This window comes from Bianquea renquensis, from assembly GCF_014384895.1.
Taxonomy (GTDB): Bacteria; Bacillota; Clostridia; order Lachnospirales; family Bianqueaceae; genus Bianquea; species Bianquea renquensis.
Genome location: NZ_JACRSQ010000011.1, coordinates 37,212 through 60,586 on the forward strand (window position 1 = coordinate 37,212; position 23,375 = coordinate 60,586).

At 50.2% G+C, this 23,375-nt stretch carries 18 protein-coding genes; 13 read left to right on the plus strand and 5 right to left on the minus strand.

The genetic code is table 11. The features are described from left to right. Positions 1–1,063: 1,063 nt before the first annotated feature. From H8730_RS08770 to H8730_RS08780, 3 genes are all read right to left on the minus strand, one after another. Positions 1,064–3,124: a right-handed parallel beta-helix repeat-containing protein gene (locus H8730_RS08770; protein WP_177717422.1), complete on the minus strand. Its 2,061-nt coding sequence runs from the start codon at positions 3,122–3,124 to the stop codon at positions 1,064–1,066. Between the two features lie 86 nt (positions 3,125–3,210). Then, positions 3,211–3,723, minus strand: coding sequence for an RNA polymerase sigma factor (locus H8730_RS08775; RefSeq protein WP_177717424.1), 513 nt, complete (start codon positions 3,721–3,723; stop codon positions 3,211–3,213). A gap of 267 nt (positions 3,724–3,990) precedes the next feature. Further along, complete coding sequence (locus H8730_RS08780; RefSeq protein WP_177717854.1) at positions 3,991–6,339, minus strand: glycoside hydrolase family 38 N-terminal domain-containing protein; 2,349 nt, start codon at positions 6,337–6,339, stop codon at positions 3,991–3,993. Positions 6,340–6,585: 246 nt separating this feature from the next. Between H8730_RS08780 and H8730_RS08785 the strand changes: the two genes are divergently transcribed. From H8730_RS08785 to H8730_RS08800, 4 genes are all read left to right on the plus strand, one after another. Next, entirely contained in the window at positions 6,586–7,239 is a 654-nt protein-coding gene (locus H8730_RS08785) for an HAD-IA family hydrolase (RefSeq protein ID WP_177717856.1), read from the plus strand. A gap of 2 nt (positions 7,240–7,241) precedes the next feature. After that, positions 7,242–7,790 (plus strand): prolyl-tRNA synthetase associated domain-containing protein, encoded by a 549-nt coding sequence (locus H8730_RS08790; protein ID WP_177717858.1) that lies wholly within the window; start codon positions 7,242–7,244, stop codon positions 7,788–7,790. Between the two features lie 135 nt (positions 7,791–7,925). Then, complete coding sequence (locus H8730_RS08795; protein WP_177717860.1) at positions 7,926–9,863, plus strand: LTA synthase family protein; 1,938 nt, start codon at positions 7,926–7,928, stop codon at positions 9,861–9,863. A 358-nt stretch (positions 9,864–10,221) separates the two neighbouring features. Further along, complete coding sequence (locus tag H8730_RS08800) at positions 10,222–11,298, plus strand: winged helix-turn-helix domain-containing protein (protein WP_249289727.1); 1,077 nt, start codon at positions 10,222–10,224, stop codon at positions 11,296–11,298. Between the two features lie 214 nt (positions 11,299–11,512). Here the strand turns inward: H8730_RS08800 and H8730_RS08805 are convergent, their stop codons facing one another. Next, positions 11,513–12,598 carry a uroporphyrinogen decarboxylase/cobalamine-independent methonine synthase family protein gene (locus H8730_RS08805; RefSeq protein ID WP_177716044.1) on the minus strand — a complete coding sequence of 362 codons (1,086 nt, stop codon included), beginning with the start codon at positions 12,596–12,598 and terminating at the stop codon, positions 11,513–11,515. A 152-nt stretch (positions 12,599–12,750) separates the two neighbouring features. Further along, a complete protein-coding gene (locus H8730_RS08810; RefSeq protein ID WP_177716042.1) occupies positions 12,751–13,659 on the minus strand; it encodes a helix-turn-helix domain-containing protein in 909 nt (302 codons plus the stop codon). Between the two features lie 235 nt (positions 13,660–13,894). Between H8730_RS08810 and nagA the strand changes: the two genes are divergently transcribed. From nagA to H8730_RS17640, 9 genes are all read left to right on the plus strand, one after another. Further along, positions 13,895–15,046 (plus strand): N-acetylglucosamine-6-phosphate deacetylase, encoded by a 1,152-nt coding sequence (nagA, locus tag H8730_RS08815; RefSeq protein ID WP_249289728.1) that lies wholly within the window; start codon positions 13,895–13,897, stop codon positions 15,044–15,046. A gap of 34 nt (positions 15,047–15,080) precedes the next feature. Next, the gene (nagB, locus tag H8730_RS08820) at positions 15,081–15,830 is read left to right on the plus strand and encodes a glucosamine-6-phosphate deaminase (RefSeq protein WP_249289745.1); all 750 of its coding nucleotides are present in this window, start codon (positions 15,081–15,083) and stop codon (positions 15,828–15,830) included. Between the two features lie 160 nt (positions 15,831–15,990). Continuing rightward, positions 15,991–16,938 (plus strand): YesL family protein, encoded by a 948-nt coding sequence (locus tag H8730_RS08825; protein WP_177717456.1) that lies wholly within the window; start codon positions 15,991–15,993, stop codon positions 16,936–16,938. A gap of 296 nt (positions 16,939–17,234) precedes the next feature. Further along, on the plus strand, positions 17,235–17,957 hold the full coding sequence (locus H8730_RS08830) for a YgjP-like metallopeptidase domain-containing protein (protein ID WP_249289729.1): 723 nt from the start codon (positions 17,235–17,237) through the stop codon (positions 17,955–17,957). Between the two features lie 383 nt (positions 17,958–18,340). Beyond that, the gene (locus H8730_RS08835) at positions 18,341–19,744 is read left to right on the plus strand and encodes a C40 family peptidase (RefSeq protein ID WP_249289730.1); all 1,404 of its coding nucleotides are present in this window, start codon (positions 18,341–18,343) and stop codon (positions 19,742–19,744) included. 211 nt (positions 19,745–19,955) lie between these two features. Beyond that, on the plus strand, positions 19,956–20,849 hold the full coding sequence (locus H8730_RS08840; protein ID WP_249289731.1) for a helix-turn-helix transcriptional regulator: 894 nt from the start codon (positions 19,956–19,958) through the stop codon (positions 20,847–20,849). Positions 20,850–20,932: 83 nt separating this feature from the next. Next, complete coding sequence (locus tag H8730_RS17885) at positions 20,933–22,291, plus strand: glycosyl hydrolase family 18 protein (RefSeq protein ID WP_177717465.1); 1,359 nt, start codon at positions 20,933–20,935, stop codon at positions 22,289–22,291. Positions 22,292–22,607: 316 nt separating this feature from the next. Next, positions 22,608–22,820: a hypothetical protein gene (locus H8730_RS08850; protein WP_249289732.1), complete on the plus strand. Its 213-nt coding sequence runs from the start codon at positions 22,608–22,610 to the stop codon at positions 22,818–22,820. A gap of 109 nt (positions 22,821–22,929) precedes the next feature. Next, a complete protein-coding gene (locus H8730_RS17640; protein WP_283243923.1) occupies positions 22,930–23,055 on the plus strand; it encodes a hypothetical protein in 126 nt (41 codons plus the stop codon). The last annotated feature ends 320 nt before the right edge of the window (positions 23,056–23,375 follow it).

The following is a 23,375-nucleotide window of genomic DNA, read 5'->3' on the forward strand; positions in this document are numbered from 1 at the left end:
CGATTGGCAAAATTCAGTGGATCGACACAAATTCAAAACCTGGAAGAGTCTTGCAAGCGGTGCAAGTTTTTAAGCCTCCCTATACTAGAGCTCTTTGCCCTTCTTTTGAATAAGATTGCCATACTTGAATCCGACGAGGGAAGGGTTGGCAAAATTTAGCGGCGGAAAGAGGCGAAACATGCTAGGGCCGCTAAAGCAGAGAGAGGTGTCCAATATTTTAGCGGCAGGAGAAATATGAGGCGGGCTTGGTTGAGGGAGGGGAGCCAAAATTTAGCGGCGAAGGGAACCGAAAACATGGCAGAGCTGCAAAAGAAGAGAGAACTGTCCGATATTTTAGCGGCAGGAGAAATATGAGGCAGGCGTGGACGAGGGAAGGTTGGCAAAATTTAGCGGCAGAAAGAGCCGAAAACATGGCAGAGCCGCAAAAGCAGAGAGAGCCATCCAATATTTAACGGCAGGGAAAATATGAGGCAGGCTTGGACGAGGGAAGGGTTGGCAAAATTTAGCGGTGTAAAGAGCCGAAAACATGCCAGGGTCGCAAAAGAAGAGAGAGCCATCCAATATTTAACGGCAGAAAAAACATAAGGCGAGCCTGAACGAGGAAAGGCCTTACAAAATTTAGCGGCGAAGGGAGGCAAAAACATGGCAGAGCCGCAAAAGAAGAGAGAGCCATCCAATATTTAACGGCAGAAAAAATATGAGGCGGGCTTGGACGAGGGAGGGGAGCCCAAATTTAGCGGCGAAGGGAGGCAAAAACATGGCAGAGCCGCAAAAGAAGAGAGAGCCATCCAATATTTAACGGCAGAAAAAACATAAGGCGAGCCCGGACGAGGGAGGGGAGCCAAAATTTAGCGGCGGAAAGAGCCAAAAACATGCTAGGGCCGCAAAAGAAGAGAGAGCCATCCAATATTTAACGGCAGAAAAAACATAAGGCGGGCGCGAACGAGGAAGGGCCTGCCAGAATTTAGCGGCGGAAAGATCCGTTTTCCTCGCAAAGGCCACCTGTCGGCTTTTTCCTCTCCCCAATCAAAAAAGAGCCGCTGCTAGTTTGCAGCGGCCCAGCTTAGTCCCGCGGCCGCGGACCCACATCCGACATGTCGATGGGTTTAAAGCCAATGGCATAGGCAGGGGAGTCTTCTTTCAAGTCAAACTGATTGTGAAAGAGATCTCGGATTCCCGGGTCCGCGAAGACAGAATGGGAATCTTGGCCGAGAGCTTTCCAGCCTTCCAGATCTGCCTCTGCCGCCTCGGGATCCCCTGTGGTCCAGAAGAGATTCAGGTCACTGATGATATTGCCTGCCGCCGCCACCTCGTCCATGGCAGGGATGAAATATCCAGTGCCCTCTGTAATAATAATATTGCGCTCACAGATTACGGACATGTGGTCCTCTTTTCGGGTGATGCGCAGCTGCCCTTCCCGACCGCAGGCAAAGATGTTGTTTCGGATGGTATTTTCCCGGCCGTAATGCTGGTGGAAAGGCTGACTGCTCATATTATAGCAGATGTTGTTTTGCGCAATGATGTGAGAACTACCTTCATCGAAATAGATCCCCCACCCGCCATAGTTATTCTTTTCCACATTGTAAATGAGGTTGCCGTTGATCTCCGTCCCAGGCTGAACACCGAGAGTGTAGATCCCGCCCATATCGCTCATGACACCTTTTCCCAGGTCGTGGATCAAATTTTTCTCAATCTTGTTGTTCTTGGACACGTTCTCCGCATATCCCCAGATCCAGCCACAGGAGATGCCGGTATAGGTCATGTCATGGATATGATTGTGGCTGATGGTGTTGTCGCAGGAGTGAATGGACAGAATGCCGGTGGCGCCGTGATAGACGTGAGTTAAATCGTAGATGTGATTATCGGTGATTTGGTTCGCGCCATTTCGGCGGCAGAGAGAGCCTCTTGCAGTGGATCCGCCCAGCTTGATTCCGCCAGCACCGGTATCATAAATGTCATTGTAAGCCAGGGTATTGCCGAAGCAGCCCTCGCCAAGTTCGATTCCATACCAGCCGATATGTTTGATGGTACAGTCCGTCACGCTGCAATGCTTCGCTCCTTCAAAGTAAAGGACGCCGGGAACGTGGAGGGCTCCCTGTGGGGTGCCGGCGATGGGCTGAGTGGCCGTGCCGAAAGTCCGCATCTGTGCACCATCGTGAAAGAGGCCAAAAGAGTAGCCATTCACTTCCGAAGTCTCGACAATCAGAGGAAAGCGGCAGTCACTGTTGGCAAAAGTCAGTCCCTCAAAGTGAAGGTTTTCCACATAGTCACCACTTTCGGGCAGACCGGTCACGGTGATAAACTGAGCAGTGACCGGTGCAGTGATCACCGTATTGTCCATGGTCTCTCCGGGCAGAGGGATGTAGTACAGCTTACCCGCCACCTTATCCAAATACCACTGCCCGGGTTCTGTCAGCGCCTCAAACACATTGTCCAGATAGTATTTTGCCAGGCGGCCGGTAAAATCATCCGTCAGGACAAACACACTGCGGCATGTGGATTTTACAGTCCGTGTCGCGGTGTTAACCCATTGGATGGGCATGCGCTCATCGATCCAATAGTGATCGACTACGATGTCCACATCCTGAATATTGTGATACTCCTGAATGTCGTCATTTTGATATTGGAACGTGTCGGTTCCATGAAATAGCTGACGCTCCCCGATATCCGCCTGATCAATCCAAAAGTAATCATCTTTGGGAAGGCGAGGGCGGTCCCGGCGGGTATCGTTAACGTAGAGCTGCGTAAAGGACCATTTGCCATCCCGCACAGCGGGAAGATCCTTTGTCCATGCCGTCACGCCGTTGACCGTCTCAACTGTGAAATCCGTAAGCCGGACACCTCCATTGAATACAGGCGTTTCCTCACCATAAGCCTTATAGGTTGTCGGAAAGGAATCCAGCTGGGTGAAGGAAATGGGCTCCGTTATAGGATACTCCCCTCCCCGAATGTGTACAGTCACGTCTTTATATAGACGACCCGCCGCGCGCAGCGCCCGAATGGCATCTCTAGCCCTTTGAACTGTCTGAAAAGGACCATCGTTCCCGTCTGTGGAGGGGGAGGCGAGGAGTCCACTCCACTTGTCATTCCCGCTGGGAGAGACATAAAAATTCCACTGTTGCATCAATCCAACCTCCGATTAGAGATAAAGTATGTTTCAAGAGCCATTTTAGCAGAGATATGGAGAAAAGTAAATAGATGGTGGAGACCTTACTCTGTTTTCTTCAGCCAACGAAGAAGAAATGCCTTCCCCTTCGTATGCCAGGTGAGAATTGTGTTGAGATTGGCATCCATGACGGAGGCGATTTCGCGAAAGGGCATACTTCGAAAGTAATGGAGATACACAACCCGGGCATATCGGTGATCCATAGCTTTAAAAGCGGCATTGAGCTTTTGCAGCCGTTCCTTCTGAACCAGTTGATCCTCGGAAGAGATCCAAGGGCAGAGCGGTAGCTCGTGTAGGTGAATAATCTCTTTGCTTTCCTGGAAATATTGGCGTGTTAAAAAACGAATCCGATTCTGTAAGATATTTAAAATCCATCCCTGAATGGCCGGCAGATCACACCGGTCTGAGTTCCAGTTTTGATATGCGTAGACAATTGCATCGTGAACGGCATCCTGGGTGAGGGACGGATCTGGAAGTTGTTTCGCAGCATAGTCTAAAAGGCTTGTATAGATTTCCGCCAATGCAGCGCTGAAATCTTCTCGAGTTAGTTCTGCCATGATCACGCTCCCCCCGGTTGTTCTTTGCGGACAAGATACCGTGGCCTCCGGCTCGGTATAACGTCCCCAAAGTTGCACACGACCGCCAAATGTATTTCTTCGTTAGTATATCACAAAAAAGCTAATAAAGCAAAGATATTAACAAAATGATTATAATATATGCGAAGCGTTGAGCAAAATTTTATTTGAATAAGCAATAAAATTGCCCTAGAAACATGTCCAGGGCAAGCTTTCCCCATAGGAAAGTCCGCCGTGAGGCGGACGTAATTATAGTTCCAGCATGGATGTCTCGCGAACAGTATCGCCGGAAAAGCGCAAGGTTTTGATTTCAAAGGGGGAGAGGGTGATGGAGGCGGAGGCGCAGTCTTTTGGGGCCACAGTCAAAGAGGCATCTGTTCCGCGAGTCTCCCATAGGCGGAGGATTAGATCAGAGCTTCCATCTTCAGCCATCTTCACGGCGGAGACGAGAGCGGCATCGCCTTCGAGCCGCAGCCAGCTTTCCTCCGCCCCGCGCGAACCTTCGTGAAACGCTTCATCGACGACGATGGGGGGCATTGCCTCCGCCGCCGCGGCTGCTGGGCCGGAATGCCAAGTTCCCATGTATAACCGGATGTCACCCTCTGTAATCCCTTGGTCTGTATAGTCATACCGCTGGTTCGGGTCTAAGTCCCCCATGCGGAGGTCTCCTGCGATGGGGCTCCGGAGGATGGACAAGCGGACTGTCTGATTTTCCGCGTCTGTATCATAGGCGAAAACGCTTTCCGACACCACCATGTAATGGGAGGTGGTTAGCCATTCATTGAGCGGATATTCTCGCCCATCAAAGGACCTGGATGATTGACCGTAGGGAAGCCCTACCAGAAAAGCCGGATCGTCACAAGGAGGAAGACAGAATTTGAGAGCAGTCTGGGATTCATTCCAGTTGACTCGGAAATGGCAGTCCATGTAAGGCTGATTTGCGTAGAGGGAATAGGTCAGCTCCAGAAGAGAGTTGCGGAATGTATAGGAGACCTGTATGCGGGACAGAATGTCGCCCTGTTCTAGGACATGGGAGGAGACAAAGTGGAAATCCTCCAGCGCGGCTTCATAGCCATCGACATTAAAGGCCCACGTATCGCCAGCATCTGATAGAGCGAGGGGAGTCAGCAGCGAGGATAGCTGGAAGCGCTCATCCCTGTAGGAGGCAGCCCCAGTTTCCGGGTTGATGGAGATGGAAGAACAGCCACAGGAGATAGAATTTGAGGTGGGATCAGGGCGCGGGGTTGGATCGCCTTGAATTTGCCGGAGACCGAAAACCTTGTATCCCAAAGACGGAAGATCAGCGTGAAAGGCTATGCGCGACCGAAAGGCTGGAATATTGGAACGCTCCTTGATAATTTGACACGGATACGTCCGGCCCGCTTCGTCGAATACCTCCAGAGCACCGCTATACCAATCCAGCTCCCATACCCACTGAACCTCTGCCTCGATAGGCCCGGAATAGGGGGCGGCGTGAAGGTTAAAGACAACGAGGTTCCAAAGGGAACTGAGCATTTGCATATCCTTTGTCAGGTATTGTAGGCTCTTGTGAAGGATCTCCTCCCCTGTGACTAAGGCACGGCCCTGCAGATTCCGCGCGTGGAAGTAGGCCTGAGGGATGCAGGCTCCGCCGATGATATCATGAAATTGTGAGAAAAGAATATCTTCCCAGCTTTTTGTCAGAGGAGCGAGGGGGTACTCCTTGCCTTGGCTGCTGGCCATCCAGGCGGCCCGCTCAGCCTGCAACAGCATGTATTCACCTTGGCGGCCATGCTGCTTGACCGAGTGGTTGTTGATGAATACGCCAAAGTTGCGCGTTATCAGGTCGTCGGTGACAATCGGTAGCGCATCGGCCGTCTGCGCGCTGAAAAAATCTTCCGTGCCGCCGAAACGAACGTGATAGGGCAGAGTGGCATCGGCGGACAGGGAGGCGAGCTGGGCGATTGCCTTTTTCGTTGGGGCACCGCCATGGTTCGTAATCCCATAGACAAGCATCAGATCATGGGGCGAGGAGCCGATGGCCTCCGAAAAGAACTGAATGGATGTCTGAATATCGGGCGCATGGCCCTCCTGTATCCGATATGCCAGCACCTGGCTGCCGTCAGAGGATTGCCAGCGGAACAGTGGCCCAGGCAATTCCTGTTCTGTAGGATCAGGGCGTGAGAAAGCATAATAGCGAATCCCACATTTGTGTAGAATCTGCGGCAGAGAAGACGGATGGCCGAAGCTATCGCTGTTGAACACGGTGACAGCTCGTTTGCCAAAGGTGGCAAGAAGATAGTTCTGCCCATATAAGCCGTGACGCACATAGCTTTCCCCCAACCCGGCGTTGCAGTCCGGCTGCAAATACCAGCCCTCCGATAGCTCCCATCGCCCTTCCGCCACGCGGGCGCGGATGGATTCAAACATGGCGGGGTCCACCTCTCGAATCCACTCAAAGACGGGTGGACAGCAAAAGGAGTATGTAAAATCAGGATTTTCTGTCATTCGCGCTAAAGCGGAGGCAAAGGTGGAGCGAATTCCAGCCATGGCCTCATCCCAGGTCCATAGCCATACAGGGTCGAAGTGCGTATTGCCGATGGCAAAGATCGTGTTCATAGTGAGTCCTCCAATTAATGTTGTTGATGCCAGTATTGTAGCATGATCACAAGGAAAAAGCAAATCATAACCAAAAAAAGTGTAATGCGTTGGGGAAAGCGCTCATGGATCGCCCAGAATTCATAAAAATTTGTCCATTCTACAGATTGCCATTTTACTAAAAATCAGTACAATAATATAGAAGAAAAAAGTTTGCCTCCATTAGGCGGAAATTCCTACAATGAAAAAGAAGGCAGGGAAATCAGAGTGGTTAAAGCTGTAATTTTTGATATGGACGGCTTGATGTTGGATACGGAGCGCGTGGCGGCTGACGCATGGCGCTATGCGGGGAAAGTCAAGGGGATTGCCGGCATTGATTCTTTTATTACGGCTTCCTATGGACGGACGGCAAAGGACTGCGAGGTCATGTTTCAGGAGATGTTTCCCCAGGCTTCCTACACGGAGTGTTGGGAGCTCATGCATGAGCATCGCTTGGCAGTCATGCGGGAAGAGGGGATTCCTGTCAAGCCTGGATTGCGAGAGCTCATGGCATACCTCCACGGGAAGCGCTGTCCCATGGTTTTGGGCACGTCTACAAGCGAGGCGATTGCGCGGCCAATGCTGGAATCAGTAGGAGTGTATGCATATTTCAGTGGGGCGGTATTTGGAAATATGGTCAAGAATGGAAAACCGGCCCCCGATATTTATCTGTTGGCCGCTGACGTTATAGGCGTTGCGCCGGAGGATTGTGTTGTGCTGGAGGATTCATTTAATGGAATTCGGGCCGCACACGCAGCGGGAATGCAGCCTGTCATGGTGCCGGATATCCAACAGCCCAATGACGAAATCCGTGCCCTGTATAAAGGCATCTGTGAATCGCTGTTCGACGTCTGTACGCTGTTACAATCCTGGGGGGTATAGGTATGACCGGGCCATATGAGAATCTGGTTCTTCGCCACGGCCGGCCGGAGGACTCGCGGCTGCCCAAGGAAATGGCAGTCTACGATCTGCTTGACTCTTTGGGGGTGTCCTATGATCGAGTGGACCATGAACCCATGGCCACCATGGAGGATTGCCGCGCCATTGATCAGATTTTGGATATTGAAATCTGCAAGAATTTGTTTTTGTGCAATCGCCAGGAGACACAGTTCTATCTTTTGATGATGCCGGGAAGCAAACTATTTCGAACGAAAGTGCTGTCCGCCGCACTGGGCAGCAGCCGGCTATCCTTCGCCCCACCTTCGCGGATGGAAGAGCTATTAAATCTGACCCCTGGCTCTGTGAGCGTATTGGGGCTCATGAACGATACGCAGGGGCGGGTGAAATTTTTGATGGATGTGGAAGCGGCGAAGCCGGACTATATCGGATGCCATCCCTGCATGAATACCTCCAGCTTGAAGATTGCGACGGCAGATTTACTTGAGAAGATTCTGCCGGCCATGCATCATGATGTGACCTTCGTTGAGCTGTAACTGAAAGAAAATTGTAAGAAAAAAAGCGTTACGATTTCAAGAGATCAGTTGTATAATAGGCATGAAAAACGTATACGTTTATAGAAATAAAATAGTATCGGGTGTGGAGTTGCGATAGCATAAGGAGTGTAAAAAATGAAAGGTAAAACCTTTACCATACTTATAGGGGCCCTCCTCGTATGTATGTTTATCTTTAAATTTATTGTGTTCTATACGACGGCGGGGATTTCCATGATCAGTTTTAGCTTCCCATTCAGTTTACTTTTCTTCGGAATGGTTATGTATCTGATCTTTTCCAACCGCCGTTGGTCCATAAGGAAAAAGTGGGGCTGGTATTTAGCGTGGAATGTGTTGGTATCGGCGTTGATGTTCATCGATCTGTACTATAACAGCTATTTCGACCAGTTTCCAGTTATCGCCCTGCTAGGACAGCTCAGCATGCTGGATCATCTTCAAAAGACCATGGCGAAAATGTTTAACATAGCCTTTGTCGTGATCCTGATGGATCTTCCTGTTTTAGTTGTCTTGACAGTCAAGAAAGTCCCTTTTTCCATTCCAAAATGTGTGGTCGCCAGGGTTGGAACTGTGGCAATCATGGCGGTGTATCTGCTCACAGTAGTGCTGCCCACAACGCCGGTGGACATGGTGACAGCTCTCCAGAGAAGTGAGATCTTCTCGTTTCATGGGCATGATGTGCGGAATTTTCTGACAGGCTATAATTCAGTCCAGGCGCTGGAGGCATTGGCGGAAAATGGGGATACGAAGGAGTCCATGTCGGAGGTCTCCAAGTCTCAGTATCACGGATTGGCGAAGGGGCGGAATCTTATTGTCGTCCAGCTGGAATCCTTTCAAAATTTTCTTATCGGTGCGTCCTATGAGGGACAGGTGATTACGCCGAATCTAAATCGGCTACTGCAGGAGGACACTCTATATTTTGATCACTATTACCAGCAGATAGGGAAGGGGAGCACCTCGGACGCAGAGTTTGCAAGCCAGAACTCTTTTCTTCCGGTTATGTATGGTCAATCCTACACCAGATTCATGGATAATGCCTTCTATGGGCTGCCATGGATCATGCGGGAAAATGGGTATAGTGCCACGGCCTTCCACGGATACGTCGGTGAGTTCTGGAACCGGGATGAGGCATATCCACAGCAAGGCTTTGAAGATTTCTACAGTGCGGAAGATTTTGTTGTAAACGACGACAATACCGTGGGCTGGGGACTCGGCGATGAAAGCTTTTTTAGGCAGAGTGTGTCGGTTATGAAGTCGCTTCCAAAGCCTTTTTATTCCTTCCTTATCACGCTGACCAGCCATAATCCTTACGACATAACGGACCGGTATGAGGGAATTCAGCTGAGGCCGGAACAGGAAGACACCTTGTTTGGAAACTATCTCAATGCCGTTCACTATACTGACGCCGCCATTGGGACGTTTCTATCGCAGCTGAAACAAGAAGGATTGTATGACAATAGCATCATCGTGTTTTACGGCGATCATTTCGGCCTGAAAGCTACGGATGAAGAGAATCAGGAGCAGATGAGCGCATTTTTAGGACACACCTACGATTACGATGAGATGTTCAACATTCCGTTGATTGTACACATTCCCGGTTCGGGTGTTTCGGAGACCATCAGCACGGCCGGCGGACAGATTGATTTTATGCCAACCATCGTGGATCTTATGGGATACAATGACAGTGTCCGCGTCGCCCTCGGCAAGAATATTCTGACGCAGGAGGAGGGTTTTGTCGTATCGCAGGCCTATATGCTCAAAGGCTCTTTCATCACTGACGACATAGCGTTTGAGATTTCAAAGGATGGGATTTTTGAGCACAGCCGCGCGTGGGATCTTCACACGAGGGAGGCGATTGAGGACATCGAGCCTTTCCGCGAGCAGTACGAGAAGGCGCTACAGTTTGTGGATTTGTCTACGGCGATGCTAGAGCAGAATTATATGCAGTTTACCTGCAATGTTCCCGTGGAGCGGCTGCCTGTCAACGGCGTGCGGGGGTTGATGGAGCGCGCCGGGTCTTCGGGCTCCGATTTGGGAGACTATGAGGACTTACCGTAGTCGCTGCGCCTGAGATAAAATTAAGAAGACCCAATCTGTGTTGTAGAGTGCGCGGTTCGATAAATCGATCCGTTTTTCCGGTCAATACAAAGGATGCTGGCGGGACAGAGTTTGGGGCAATCCCCCTTGATGTATTACGATTTTGTGCTACAATCCGGACCATAGAGTGTTGCACTCTGTGAAAGGATTAAAGAAGCCGTACGAGATAGATTCATACGGCTTTTTTTATATAGGAAGTCCGCCGTGAGGCGGACGTAATTTTTGGCTCCCATTTTGTTGGAAAATATGTAAATCCTCTTGAATTGTTCACATTTTTGTGGTAATCTTACTATACATTATGTGGATTGGGGTGAACATATTGTTAATAAATCAATCCGTTGGTATTTTGGACGACATGATAAGTTACAATGTAATCTATTTCGACAGAAAGGCTGTGGAGCGCAATTATTTGGACCATGGTATCGAGATTGACACAGCATTCTCCTACTATGACGAGCTGAGAAGATCAAAAAATAAGTTGGATCCCCCTGATTGTCTCTATCCTTTTTTCCATCTGTATAATGAACGGGCTTGCGTCTTTTCAGAATACTTTCAAATCAATTATAATTTTTGTGAAGATGCGATTGATTCATTTTTGTATAAAGTAAAACATTCTGGAACATTTAAAGATTTTGTATTATCGTATTATTTAACCGATTTCAACGATAAAGTATCAATTGATGAGATTGATCGGCGGGATGGCGAAAGTATCGCTCACGCCTTAGCTTTGCTGAGCAGACGCGTCGATGTTGAACATTTCACTTTTATGTTTTACCATTTTTCATCTCTCGTCGATACCCTGATCACCTATCTCAATCAGTTGCGTGTCCAGATTGAATCGTTTCATGAGAGACATAAAAAGGACACCGATCGGGTGATTCAAGAATTCATATCGGAGGACAATCAAGCGATGGTCAGGCGATTTCGATCCGATTGTATGAGCGATCTCGGTAAATTTGAAAAGCAAACCTATTCTGTCTGCTATCTTAACAAATTTATCATTATGCGTACCTATGCTTCTAACTTAAATCGATATGGATTCTTATTAGGATGTAATTGTTGTTCGATTCTGCTACGGCCTGTTGATTACCGTTTTATGTCTGCGACGTCCGCTCTAATCACCCTTGGCCATGCAATAAAACTAGAGATTCTGAATGAATTGCAAATTCGGGAAATGACCATCTCGCAATTGGGGAGAAAGCTTAATCTCGCGCGCACATCGATTTCGAGGTATGTGGAAGACCTTGTATCGGAGCTCGTCATTATTAAAGCGGCGAAAAATGGGCCTGAAATTTACTATCGGATAAATCCAACGTATTTACATAGGGCGAAGTTTCTAATCAATGAGTATCTGGATAAACTAATTGTTGAAACCAGTCGCAGAGACAGTACGTAACGTTAAACCCGGAGACCATAAAAAAACGGCACCACAGAGATTGATTTTACCGAAGGAGTAACGGCTAAGAAAATTATAAGGACATCAGATACTGTTTCGACTGCGCAACGGGGTAAAAAATCAAAACAGAGAGCCGGCCTCTTTTCGAAGTGAGTCACTCTCTGTTTCCGTTTCATGGCTTTTGGGGCGCTCCCATATCTTTCGAATACGAATTCTAGAGGCGGCAGTACCGCCGAATCCGGTCCTGAATCTCGGGGGTTAATTCCGTACAGCCGCTGGCAAAATATAAGTTCTCATCGCTTCCAAGGGCATCCACCACAAAATCAAACGCCTCGTAGATGCCGCTGACAATATGTGCCTTCTTTCCGGCTCCCACAATCTTGCGGTACACGTCCAGCCAATGTTCTGGAGTTGGTTGTCCCGCGCCGGGCTGCCACTGGATCATGCGGAGCTCCGGTATCTCCAAGAGTGCGTCCAGATGGGGAAGGGCGTTGACGCCATCCAGATGATAGGTAGGGTATGCAAGCTTTTTAGCAGACGCGGCCAGCTCGTCAACACCGAATTCTCGAAACATATCGGGACTGATCATAAAGGAAAAATCAGATTGTAGGATATAGCCAGGGCCCGGATAGTAGAGCATGTCCCAGTCGGTATAGCCGGGATTGATGGGTTGCAACACTTCGTTGATCGCAGTAAAGATCTGAAACCAGGCTGTATGGATTTCCTGAACGATCCGTTTAACTTCATCAGGCTCGTCGATGAGGTCGTAGAGCAGCTCTTCGCTGCCGCGCAGGGAAGCCAGTATATCCAAGGTACCGCCCAGATCCGTCATGCCGATCAGAACATTGCCCTGCCATTTTTTGATGCCAGCCCAGCACAAATCCTTAATGCGGGATAGCCAGCGGTTGTGGGGGTCAAACTCTACGTGGATATCGTGGATAGACTCGGTGCCATCCTTTGGATAAAACCATACAGCCCCCGACGAGTTATCAAGCTTACCGCCCACCATGGCCGCCACGATTCCGGGGCCAAAAGCGGAAAGGGAGACAACGGGATACGCGTCACCGTGGTAGAGATTGCCGGAGAGCTGCCAATCAATCTTGTCAATCACTTCCTCAGGCGTCCAAGAAAAATCGGCGCACGTGGCTTGAGAAAGGACCGGGACGTGAGGATGCGGGTCGGGTCCTGTCCCGATTCTCTGTGTGACCTGAAATATTGGCCGCTTCAAGGAGCCGTCCCACCACTTCGTATAGGTTTCCCGCACCTGTGCCCAACGGTCCGGGTTAAACTGAATCGCCATGTATATAGCCTCCTCCTAGTCAATCAAGCAATGGACATCCCTGCGTTCTCGTGTGTTCGGCCGCAGTGCAGTGGAGCTTTGGCCCTATTCATTGCTTATGGGGATATTGTACCACGGCCCGGCGGATTCGAACATATGCATTTCGCGCCGGATCATACAGATTTCAGCACATCCCTTTGCTGAGTGGCAGCGATGGAATCCCGAAAATGTTTGGGCGATAGCCGGTAATACGATTTAAATAGATTGCTAAAATGGTACGGCGAAGAGAAGCCAAGGGTATCAGAAATTTCGTTTATGGAGAGGGATGTCGTCTTCAACAGTTGCTCCGCGTATTTGATTTTCACAAGGCGTATAAAGGAGGCGGGGGGCGTGTGAAGGACGCGGGAGAAGGTTTTGCTCAGGTAGGATTCACTGATATGGAATCGAGTACAGAGCTGTCCTACTGAATGGATGGAGGTGATATTGTCGTAGACGTATTGCATACAGGCATCCACCAGAGCATGCCCCTGGTCATGAGGAAAATCAGGAAGAACCACGTCCTCCTGATGCAGGTGGCGTAACAGGAGGACAAAGAGCTGTTCCATAAGTCCGTGAATCATGAGAAATCGGCCTGACTGATGGTTGCAGTCAGCCTGTTCCATGGCTGTATAGATTGAGAGAAGATCCGGCTGAATGCCAAGGTTGGTGCGATAGGAGCCGCTGGGCGCAAGGAGGCGTACCAACTCTTGCTGCCGGTAGAGCTGAGGAAAATCAAAATGCAGCCAATAATTATCATGAGGATCGTCGGGCGGTGTGGAGATGCTGTGAGGCACATAGGACGGAATCAACAGTAGGTCGCCTGCGTGACATTCATAGAGGACAGAATCAATGGTCACGAGACCGCAGCCGCCTGCATAATAGATCAGCTCCATATCGCCAATAATTCGTTCTCGGCATGTTGCGGCCGGATTGTTCAGCTGATGGCCAAAAGCCTTAGGAATCAATTGAAAGGATTCTATGTAGCGGCTTACCATATCCTTTTCGATCGAGCAGTGAACAACATAGAGATCAGATGGCTGCACAGAAAGACCTCCCTCCAAAAGTAAATAAATCGGCCAAAGGATTGGCTCCAATACTCGCTTTCGCCAGTATTATATCATAGTTTTCAGTTTTTGGAGATGAATTTTTGTGGTTTGGCTAAAATTTCTGCGTCAATAAAAGCATAGACAGACAGTTGCTTTTTCAGAGGCCTGGAAGTATAATAATAGATAGTGTCGCCTGCTAGGAGGATGCGAATCAAGAAAGGAGAGGACAAGGATGAAATGTATCATCAACGGCAAACTTATTTTGCCTGACAGGATTGTGGAAAATCGGGCGATTCTCTTTCGGGATCACATAGAGGCAATACCTGAAACACGAAATATTCCCAGCAGCGGCCTCGAGATTTATGACGCGCGAGGCAAGTACGTCGCGCCGGGGCTTGTGGATGTCCACTGTCACGGCGGTGTGGGGGAGGACACGTCGGATGCGAATCCGGACGGCATTCGAAAAATGAGTCGGGCGCTCATTGAAAATGGAGTTACATCTTGGCTTCCTACGACTATGACGCTTCCGCTGGAGGAACTGGACGCCATATTTGCGACGCTTCGAGAAGCGCGAAAAGAAAGTCGCCATAAAAACACTTGGCACGGCGCAGAGATCTTGGGAGCCAATATGGAAGGACCCTTTATCAATCCCAAGAAAAAGGGCGCCCACAAGGAGGAATATATTATTCCGCCATCGGCCGCATATGTAAAAAAGCATCAGGATATCATCCGCCTGTTGACCATTGCACCGGAGGTAGAAGGCGGAATGGAGTTTATCGATGAAATTCACCGGGATACAGATATCGCTCTGTCCATGGGACATTCTGCCGCGAGCTACGAGGAGGCCATGGAAGCGATTCAGAGAGGCGTGACCCATGCGACGCACTTGTTCAACGCCATGACAGGAGTGTTGCACCGGGAGCCAGGCATGGTGGGGGCCGCCCTATCCTCGAAGGTCAACTGTGAGCTTATCGCGGATACCTTTCATATTCATCCTGGACTCTTCCAGATGGTGGCCAAGGCAAAGGGCAAGCATCTGATTCTGATTACGGACTGTATGCGGGCTGGTGGGTTGCCGGACGGTCAGTACGACCTTGGCGGGCAGATGGCCACGGTCTCGGGAATCCAGTGCCGGCTCGAGGATGGGACCATTGCCGGAAGCGTGCTGCGGCTTAACAAGGCGGTGGAAAATGTCATGCGTTACACGGATTTGCCCATATGGGAGATTGTGGCGGCCGCCAGTTTGAACCCGGCCACAGCCATCGGAGAGGACAAGAGAAAAGGGTCCCTGGAGGTAGGAAAAGACGCCGATATCATTATCGCAGACGAGAATTTTACAATACAGAAGACATTTGTGGGAGGAAATTGTGAGTATGCAAAGTGATGCCATCCGTTTTACAAATCAAAAAAACCATAATATTCATCTATATGTGTGCCGGGATTATGATACGATCAGCAAAAAGGCGGCGGGGCTTGTGGGTGGAATGGTCAGCGTAAAGCCGAACTGTATTCTGGGCCTAGCCACAGGATCATCGCCCATCGGCATGTATGAGAGGCTCGCGGAGATGTACAGGGATGGAATAACGGACTTTTCAAAGGTCACAACATTCAATCTGGATGAGTACTGCGCCCTGTCGGAGGAGAACGATCAGAGCTATCACTATTTTATGAGGGAGCATCTGTTTCGGCACATCAACGTGCCGGATGAGAATATTCACATTCCAAGCGGATGCACTCAGGATATGGAAATGGAATGCCAGCAGTATGATGCGGCGATTGCTGCGGCTGGAGGCATTGATATTCAGGTGCTGGGAATCGGTTCCAACGGCCACATTGGATTCAATGAGCCGGCGGATGCGTTCATAGGGCCTACCCATCTGGTGAATTTAAAGGAGAGCACCATTAAGGCCAACGCGCGATTCTTCCAATCAGAGGCGGATGTTCCGAGACGGGCGATCAGCATGGGAATCGGTTCCATCATGGCCGCCAAAAAGATCTTGCTTATAGCCCACGGCGCGAACAAGGCGAAGGCGATCACAGCGACGCTGGAAGGCCCCATCACGCCAGAAGTTCCGGCCTCCATTCTGCAATTACATCCCGATGTGGTGATGATGATCGACCAGGAGGCTGCGGCGGGGCTATCCGAGTATCAGCCAGAGGGAAGATAAAAGTTTAATGTTTGTTTACAATTAAAAGGTTTTGGAGCCTTGTAAGTTTATGTGGGATACTGTATAATAAGATTATATTTTTAGCGGTTCCTTTTGGGAAGTTTGCGGAAGCATACGTGAAATCGGCGTATAATCTTTTTTTCTGTTTGGAGGCATACCTATGGCAGGTTTTTTTAGCTTAGACGGACCTTTCGTCAAATATGGAACATTAGTATTTGATATGATATATCTGAATGTGCTGTGGCTGTTTATGGGTGGGCCGCTGATTATCCTGCTCCTTATGTCTACCGGACTTCTGGGAGTGATCCCGCCAGCCGTGGGAATGGTTCTGCTCTTTCTCATCATGCTCCACTCTGGCGTCGCGACTACGGCGCTGAGCTACACGCTGGGTAAGAAGCAGAGAGGCACGGAATCCTATACCTTCCGGGATTTTTGGCATGGCTACAAAACCAATTATAAGCAGGCGATCATTGTATCCCTGATCCTGTCACTGTTGTTTTGCCTGCTAGGCTGGAACTTATACCTGCTCACTGTCAACGCCGGGACGTTTGGCAAGATGGTCTATGTCTTGCTTCCGCTACAGCTGTTTGTTGCGCTGGAGCTTCTTTTTGTCAGCATCTATATCTATCCGCTTTTGGCACGCTTTGAGATGAAGACGAAGGATCTCTTCCGGTATTCCTTTTTCATGGCCAATAAACATCTCCTGACGACGATCCTGTGTACCGCCCTGCTTGTTGGAGCGTTCGCTCTGTGTCTCCTGGTCAACCTGCTGTTTGCCTTCGTGGTGGTCAGCGTCTACATTTATATATCGGTGGCGCTGCTGGAACGAGTCTTTAAGAATTACATGCCGTCGGAGGATGATGCGCTGGAGGAAGAGGAGATCGAGGGCTTCAACCTTGATGCAGAGAGGCAGGCTATTATCGACCAGTATCTGGGAAAAGGAAAGTTCAATCCCGATATCGATGGCAGCGAGGAGGAATATCGCATCGTCAAAGTTAACGAGGACGGCCAGGAGGAAGTGGAGGAAGACGAGTACAAGGTCGTGCTGGTAAACGACGACGGCGCGGGGACAGGGGTGGAGGATCCTGACGAGAATAAGTCGTCGTAACGCAATATGTAGTGATAAATCTTCCATTTATGTCAAAATGCGGAAATTGGTTATCAAAATTTTCCAAAACGTATTGACTTTGAAACCGATTGATGCTACAATACATAATGTCTTCTATCATTTATTGATGATAGAATTTGCTCACCTCGTTTTAATAAGAATCCCCGTTTTCTTATTAAACAGCTTTTGGCCGGTTGTGAAAACAGCCGGTATTTTTTTATCTTGCGGGACACTCTTTGCTGCGAGGTGGACTGGATTCCGGAGAGGGGAAGAATGTATCGATTGGAGGGGTTCACGTGGAGAGAAAGGAAAGTGGAGCAGTGGGGGGAATTCTTTATACGGTATATCGAAGCAACCGCAAAACCTGTGTCGTCCGCGTTACGGCCGAAGGACGGGTAGAAGTGAAGGCGCCTCTGCGGATGAGTCGACAGGCGATTCAAGCTTTTGTGGATTCTAAAATTGCGTGGATTGAAAGGCATCTTGTAGAAATTGATGCAATAAATAGGCAGTGCGAAAGAATCGGGTGGGAAGAGGGACAAGTCCTGCCGCTTCTAGGAAGGAACCGGGTGGTCCATACTGCCGCCGTGGGGAATCCCATCGTTACGGATACAGAAGTTTTGCTCCCTTCGTCTCATGCCGGAAGCCGAGGGGCGTTGCTTGAGCGCCTGTACCGTCAGGAGGCGCGGGAGTACTTGACGCTGAGGACAGCTGAGAAAGCGAAAGAGGAGGGCTTTGTGTACAGGCAGGTAAAGATTAATGGCGCGCATGGCCGCTGGGGATCGTGCAGTGCGGGAGGCAATTTGAATTTTAGTTGGCTGCTGATCCTTGTGGCACCGGATCTTATCGATTACGTTATTCTCCATGAGCTGTGTCATACGATTCATATGAATCATTCGCAGAGCTTCTGGCGGGAAGTGGGGAGACGCATGCCGGATTACGGGCTGCGCCGGGAGCAGTTGCGGCAGGAACAGATCAAAACGATGTATTTGTATAAATTGGTGCAAAATGACAAAGGCTAAATCCGAAATCCGATCATTTTAGCAAATCACTGTGTTGAAATATTTCTGTAACAAATCAGGACAGGGCTTTGCAAAATCCGGCGTTATGCAGGGATCCTTTCGAGAAAATTTTAATTTTTGAGACTGAAATCCGGCGTAAATATTACAATGCTGTTACGCAACTTGACAAAATTGTTAATTTACCCTATAATGTGTCATAGAAAAACGTTCACGGGCTGATATAGATTTCTTGCGCCAAAGGGGATTGCTTTTACAGCAAATGGTACAAGAGCGCCTGTGAAGCGCACAGTACAGAGTGAAGAGAATAAACGCAGCGATACAGAAGACACAAATTAGCAATTCAATATAGCATATACATAGGACTGTCTGAAAGGAGAATCGTTTTGCGAAAGGTATCCAAGAAAAAGAAAGTACTAGTGAGAGTGACAGGGGTCGTCGGGACCTTTTTGATATTTATGAATGTTAACGCCATGCCTATGGCGACGGTAAGCGGTGATGTTGTCAACGTCAGGACAGGTGCTTCTATGGACGCGGAGGTTGTCGCGCAGGTTCAGAAGGGCCAGCAATTTGAAGTTGCCGGTATGCAGGATGGATGGTATGAGATAAAGAGCCAGGAGATTGAGAATCTGATCGCGGAGGAAGAGGATGCCAAGAGGGCGGCGCAGCTGTCGGCGGATCCGCTGACGGCCGCAGCGACCACATCCACGTTTTATGTCTCCAGCGATTATTTAGAATTACAGCTTTCGGATCTGAGCGTTGGCGGAGGCCTGAATTTGCGGTTGGCCCCGACGACAGAGAGCCGGATCATTAAGCAGTTTTACGATGGGGACAGTGTTAAGCTGTTGTACCGTTATGATGAAAATTGGCTATATGTTGAATATGATGGAACCTTCCGCGGCTACGTGGCAAAAGAGTACGTGGATCTTTCCTCTATCGACGATTCCACGCTGGATATCGTCGATGAGATCAACCGGAACCGGTTTGTGGCCGTGGTAAAGGATGACTGTACGAGTTTGAATCTTCGCGCTGACGCCAGCACGGAGGCGGAATCGGTGGGATCAGCCGGGCCGGGTGCGACGCTGGAGGTGCTGGATTACCAGGAGGGTGCTGAGTGGATCAAGGTTAAAAAAGATGATAGTGCCGCCTATGTCAATGCTCAGTATGTGAATCTCGACCGCGCGTTAACCGCGGAGGTCGATGAGGACGGCTATATCAAGTCCGTCCGAGAGGCGCTGGAGGCGCAGCGCCGAGAGCAAGAGGCTGCGGCGGAGAGAGCGCGACAGGCTCGAAATCAATCCACATCCTCCTCGTCCTCGAAATCCAGCAGTTCCTCTTCAAGTTCCAGTTCCAGCAGTTCGAGTAGTGCCAGCAGTAGTTCGTCCAGCAGCTCGTCACAGGGAACTGTCAGTGCCAGCCGGAGTGCTCTTGTGAATTACGCAGTGTCGTGGGTTGGCGTTTGCCCCTATGTCTACGGCGGAAACAATCTGTCAGCCGGCGGTGGCGTTGATTGCAGCGGATTTACGCAACAGGTATTCAAACACTTTGGAATTTCCCTTAACCGTTCCTCCAGGGCCCAGTATAACAATGGAACTCGCATCAGCAAGTCGGAGCTTCGCCCGGGAGATCTGGTATTCTTCGGCAAGAGCGGCATCAGCCATGTTGCCATCTATATCGGCAATGGACAGATCGTACACGCCAGCACAGCTAAGACGGGAATCAAGATCAGCAGTCTGGATCAGCATTCTCAGTATAATCCGTATATTGGGGCGGTCAGAGTTTTAGATTGAGAATGAAGTTAGCGAAGAGCCGTATCGTCATGGAGGACGATGCGGCTTTTTTTCTTTAGGAGAGGCCGCTAAACTTTTTTATCCTAGAGAAGTGCGATCTGGGTGTGGCCTGGTTGGAATTTGGTGGCCGGCGGCGATTGCAATCTTGAAAAGCGGTGGAAAGTGCGCTATAATCGATTCCATCAGAATCCATCGAAGGAGGGGACAGACCATGGAGTCAGGGGCGCGGGAGATGGACTCGGCGGAAATAGAGGCTGAGCAGCTACTGTTTCAGGACAGAACCATCGTGGACTATTCTAGGAGAGCGGGGGCCTACACCATGCAGGACCACCATTTTCACGATATGTATGAGATCTACTTTCTCTTGACAGGTAGCCGCTACTACTTTATACAAGACAATACCTATTACATTCGGGCGGGCGATCTGGTGCTGATTGATAAACATCAGATTCATCGCACATTGGAGACCCTGGAGAATACCCATGAGCGCATCCTGTTCTATATAGATGAGACCATGATCCAGGACGCGGACGGCAGCTGGAGCCAAGTGCTGCGGGAGCTTTTTGCGAAGGGCAGTGTCGTTCTCGCATTTGACGAAGCGCAACAGCACTATGTTCGGTCTCTGGCGGAGAGGATTCTTGCAGAAATGCGGCAAAGGGCCCCCGGCTACCGGCTTGTGGTCAAAACACTCATCGCGGAGATCCTGATTTTTGCCCTGCGGAATAAGGAACAGCAGCGGAAAATGGCGGAGGACTCCTTAAAATTAGCGAATAAGCGCATATTTGAGATTTTGGACTACATCAATAAAGAATTTGCCGGGCCGCTCACCCTGAGTGGAGTCGCACAGCAATTTTATATCAGCAAGTTTTACCTGAGCCATGCCTTCAAAGACGTAACAGGTTTTACGTTCGTGGAATATCTAAATAATGTGCGCATCCGAGAGGCGCAGCGCCTGTTGACCAAGACAAGCCTGCCAGTCTCCCGTATTGCGGAGAAGACAGGTTTTGAATCCGTCACACATTTTGGCCGCGTGTTTAAAAAGATATCCGATGTGTCGCCGTTGCAATACCGAAAGCAGGAGAGAAGTGGACAGAGCCTCCTGTGAAAAGCATAATGGATCGAGGAATATACAGTGCTCCTCTCTCATATATATAGCAAAAGAAGAAATTGTGAGAGGATGATGAGCCTGTGGCGCAAACCATATATGTAGTCCAGCCGGGCGATACAGTCTACAACATAGCACAGAAGTTCGACGTGCCAGTAGAGGGAATCGTGATACTCAATGACCTGGAGAATCCTTCCCAGATCCAGGTGGGGCAGCAACTCCGAATTCCAGCCTATTTACAGGCGACGGTGCTGTACGAAGAAGTTCCAATCTATCAACAGCCGGTGCAGGAATCGGAAGAGTGGGGAAGGGTCCGCGCGGGAACGCACCTTCAGGTACTGGGAGTCGTGGAGGAGTTTTATCAGGTAACGTATTTGAATCATATTGGATGGCTATTGCGGGATGATGCCCAGCTGGAGGCCTATGATGGCACGCAGCCCATTGCGAGCATCCTCGGATTCTATACCTTGGAGGAGAGCCGGGAGCTTCCCTCTTCTTATGCGTCGTATACAGAGAATATTGATGCATTGTCGGAGGCAGGCCTGTTCTTTTATCGCCTGAATCCTGAAAGTCCGCTGGAGATCTCGCCGGAATTGGGACTTAGGGATCAGGACGTGGTGTTGCTGACAGAGATCGGCCATCAAAATAACGTTCGCGTCATGCCAGTGATCCATAACCTATTGTATGGCGATGTGACCATCTCCTATGAGGTCGTCAACACGATGCTGTCGTCAGAGGAAAATCGGCAAAGCTTTATCACGCAGATCATCAACCTAGTGGATCGGTTCAACTTCGACGGGGTCAATATGGACCTGGAGGATGTGTACGAGAGCGACGAAGAGCTGCTGTCCGTCTTTTATCAGGAGCTTGGGGAAGCGCTGCGGGAAAACGGAAAATTTTTGTCGGTCTCCGTGCCATCCCGCATTCGGGATGAGGACTACAATCCCTTTTCCGACCCGTTTAACTACAGCGCCATAGGCGTGGCGGTGGATGAATTTGTTGTGATGCTATACAATGAACACGGCTGGCCTGGATCGGGGCCAGGGCCCGTCGTATCAGCCGGGTGGATGCGCCAAGTTCTAACCTACGCCGTGGAGCGCGTGGACCCAGCCAAGATCATGGCTGCAGTGTCGGTATTTGGGTTTGACTTCAATTTGGTGACAGATCGTCCGCGCTATGTGAGCTATGAGCAGGCAATGGCTTTGGCTCAAGAGTACGGCGCCACCATCCGATTCGATGAAGAGAGTCAGACACCTACTTTCCGGTACACAGCGTCCAATGGCCAGGAACATGAGGTGTGGTTTGAAAACGCCGAGAGTCTGTTGGCCAAGATTCGGATTGCGGATGAGTTTGGAATCAAGGGCGTGGGCATTTGGCGGTTGGGTCTGGAGGATCCCGCAGTGTGGGATGAGCTGCGGAGTCAGGTTATTGTGCGGAAGTAAGGAATCAAGGGGCTGTCGCTGAAAACGTAGTTCAGCGACAGCCCCCTTTTTGCACGCCGGCAGATTCGAAACGACCAAGCTGGCGGAGAAACGAGATTAAAAATGCACGCCGGTATGATGAAGAAGGGCAGCGGCCAGCGGGCACACGGAGACAAATTCCTCCCCGCCACCGTCAAGACGATCGCGCCGTCGGTGAAATGAGATTAAAAATGCACGCCGGCACGATGAAGAACGGCATGGGCCAGCGGGCAAAAGGCGGCAAATTCCTCCCCGCCACCGTCAAGACGATCGCGCCGGCGGAGAAACGGGATTAAAAATGCACGCCGGCGAGGCAAAGAACGGCAGCGGCCAGCGTGGTAAAAGGTGGCAAATTCACCGCCGGCAGATTCGAAACGACCAAGCCGGCGGAGAAACGAGATTAAAAATGCACGCCGGTATGATGAAGAAGGGCAGAGGCCAGCGGGCACACGGAGACAAATTCCTCCCCGCCACCGTCAAGACGATCGCGCCGGCGGAGAAACGGGATTAAAAATGCACGCCGGCGAGGTGAGCAACGACAGCGGCTAGCGGGCACACGGAAACAAATTCCTCTCCGCCTCCGCCAAAACGACCAAGCCGGCGGAGAAACGGGATTAAAAATGCACGCCGGCACGATGAAGAACAGTAGGGGCCAGCGGGCAAAAGGTGGCAAATTCCCTGCCGTCACCGTCGAAACGATCGCGCCGGCGGAGAAACAGAATAAAAAATGCACGCCGGCACGATGAAGAACAGTAGGGGCCAGCGGGCAAAAGGCGGCAAATTCCCTGCCGTCACAGTCAAAACGATCATGCCGGCGGAGAAACGGGATTAAAAATGCACGCCGGCGAGGCGAGCAACGGCAGCGACCAGCGGGCACACGGAGACAAATTCTTCCCCGCCATCGTCAAAACGATCCCGCCGGCGGAGAAACGGGATTAAAAATGCACGCCGGCGAGGCGAGCAACGGCAGCGACCAGCGGGCACACGGAGACAAATTCCTCCCCGCCACCGTCAAAACGACCTAGCCGGCGGAGAAACAGAATAAAAAATGCACGCTGGCGAGGCG

Coding starts and splice junctions, on each gene's coding strand:
- H8730_RS08770 (WP_177717422.1), bottom strand. CDS start 3,124: ATGCAACAGTGGAATTTTTATGTCTCTCCCAGCGGGAATGACAAGTGG.
- H8730_RS08775 (WP_177717424.1), bottom strand. CDS start 3,723: ATGGCAGAACTAACTCGAGAAGATTTCAGCGCTGCATTGGCGGAAATC.
- H8730_RS08780 (WP_177717854.1), bottom strand. CDS start 6,339: ATGAACACGATCTTTGCCATCGGCAATACGCACTTCGACCCTGTATGG.
- H8730_RS08790 (WP_177717858.1), top strand. CDS start 7,242: ATGACCGGGCCATATGAGAATCTGGTTCTTCGCCACGGCCGGCCGGAG.
- H8730_RS08795 (WP_177717860.1), top strand. CDS start 7,926: ATGAAAGGTAAAACCTTTACCATACTTATAGGGGCCCTCCTCGTATGT.
- H8730_RS08805 (WP_177716044.1), bottom strand. CDS start 12,598: ATGGCGATTCAGTTTAACCCGGACCGTTGGGCACAGGTGCGGGAAACC.
- nagA (WP_249289728.1), top strand. CDS start 13,895: ATGAAATGTATCATCAACGGCAAACTTATTTTGCCTGACAGGATTGTG.
- H8730_RS08825 (WP_177717456.1), top strand. CDS start 15,991: ATGGCAGGTTTTTTTAGCTTAGACGGACCTTTCGTCAAATATGGAACA.
- H8730_RS08840 (WP_249289731.1), top strand. CDS start 19,956: ATGGAGTCAGGGGCGCGGGAGATGGACTCGGCGGAAATAGAGGCTGAG.
- H8730_RS08850 (WP_249289732.1), top strand. CDS start 22,608: ATGCACGCCGGCGAGGCAAAGAACGGCAGCGGCCAGCGTGGTAAAAGG.
- H8730_RS17640 (WP_283243923.1), top strand. CDS start 22,930: ATGCACGCCGGCACGATGAAGAACAGTAGGGGCCAGCGGGCAAAAGGT.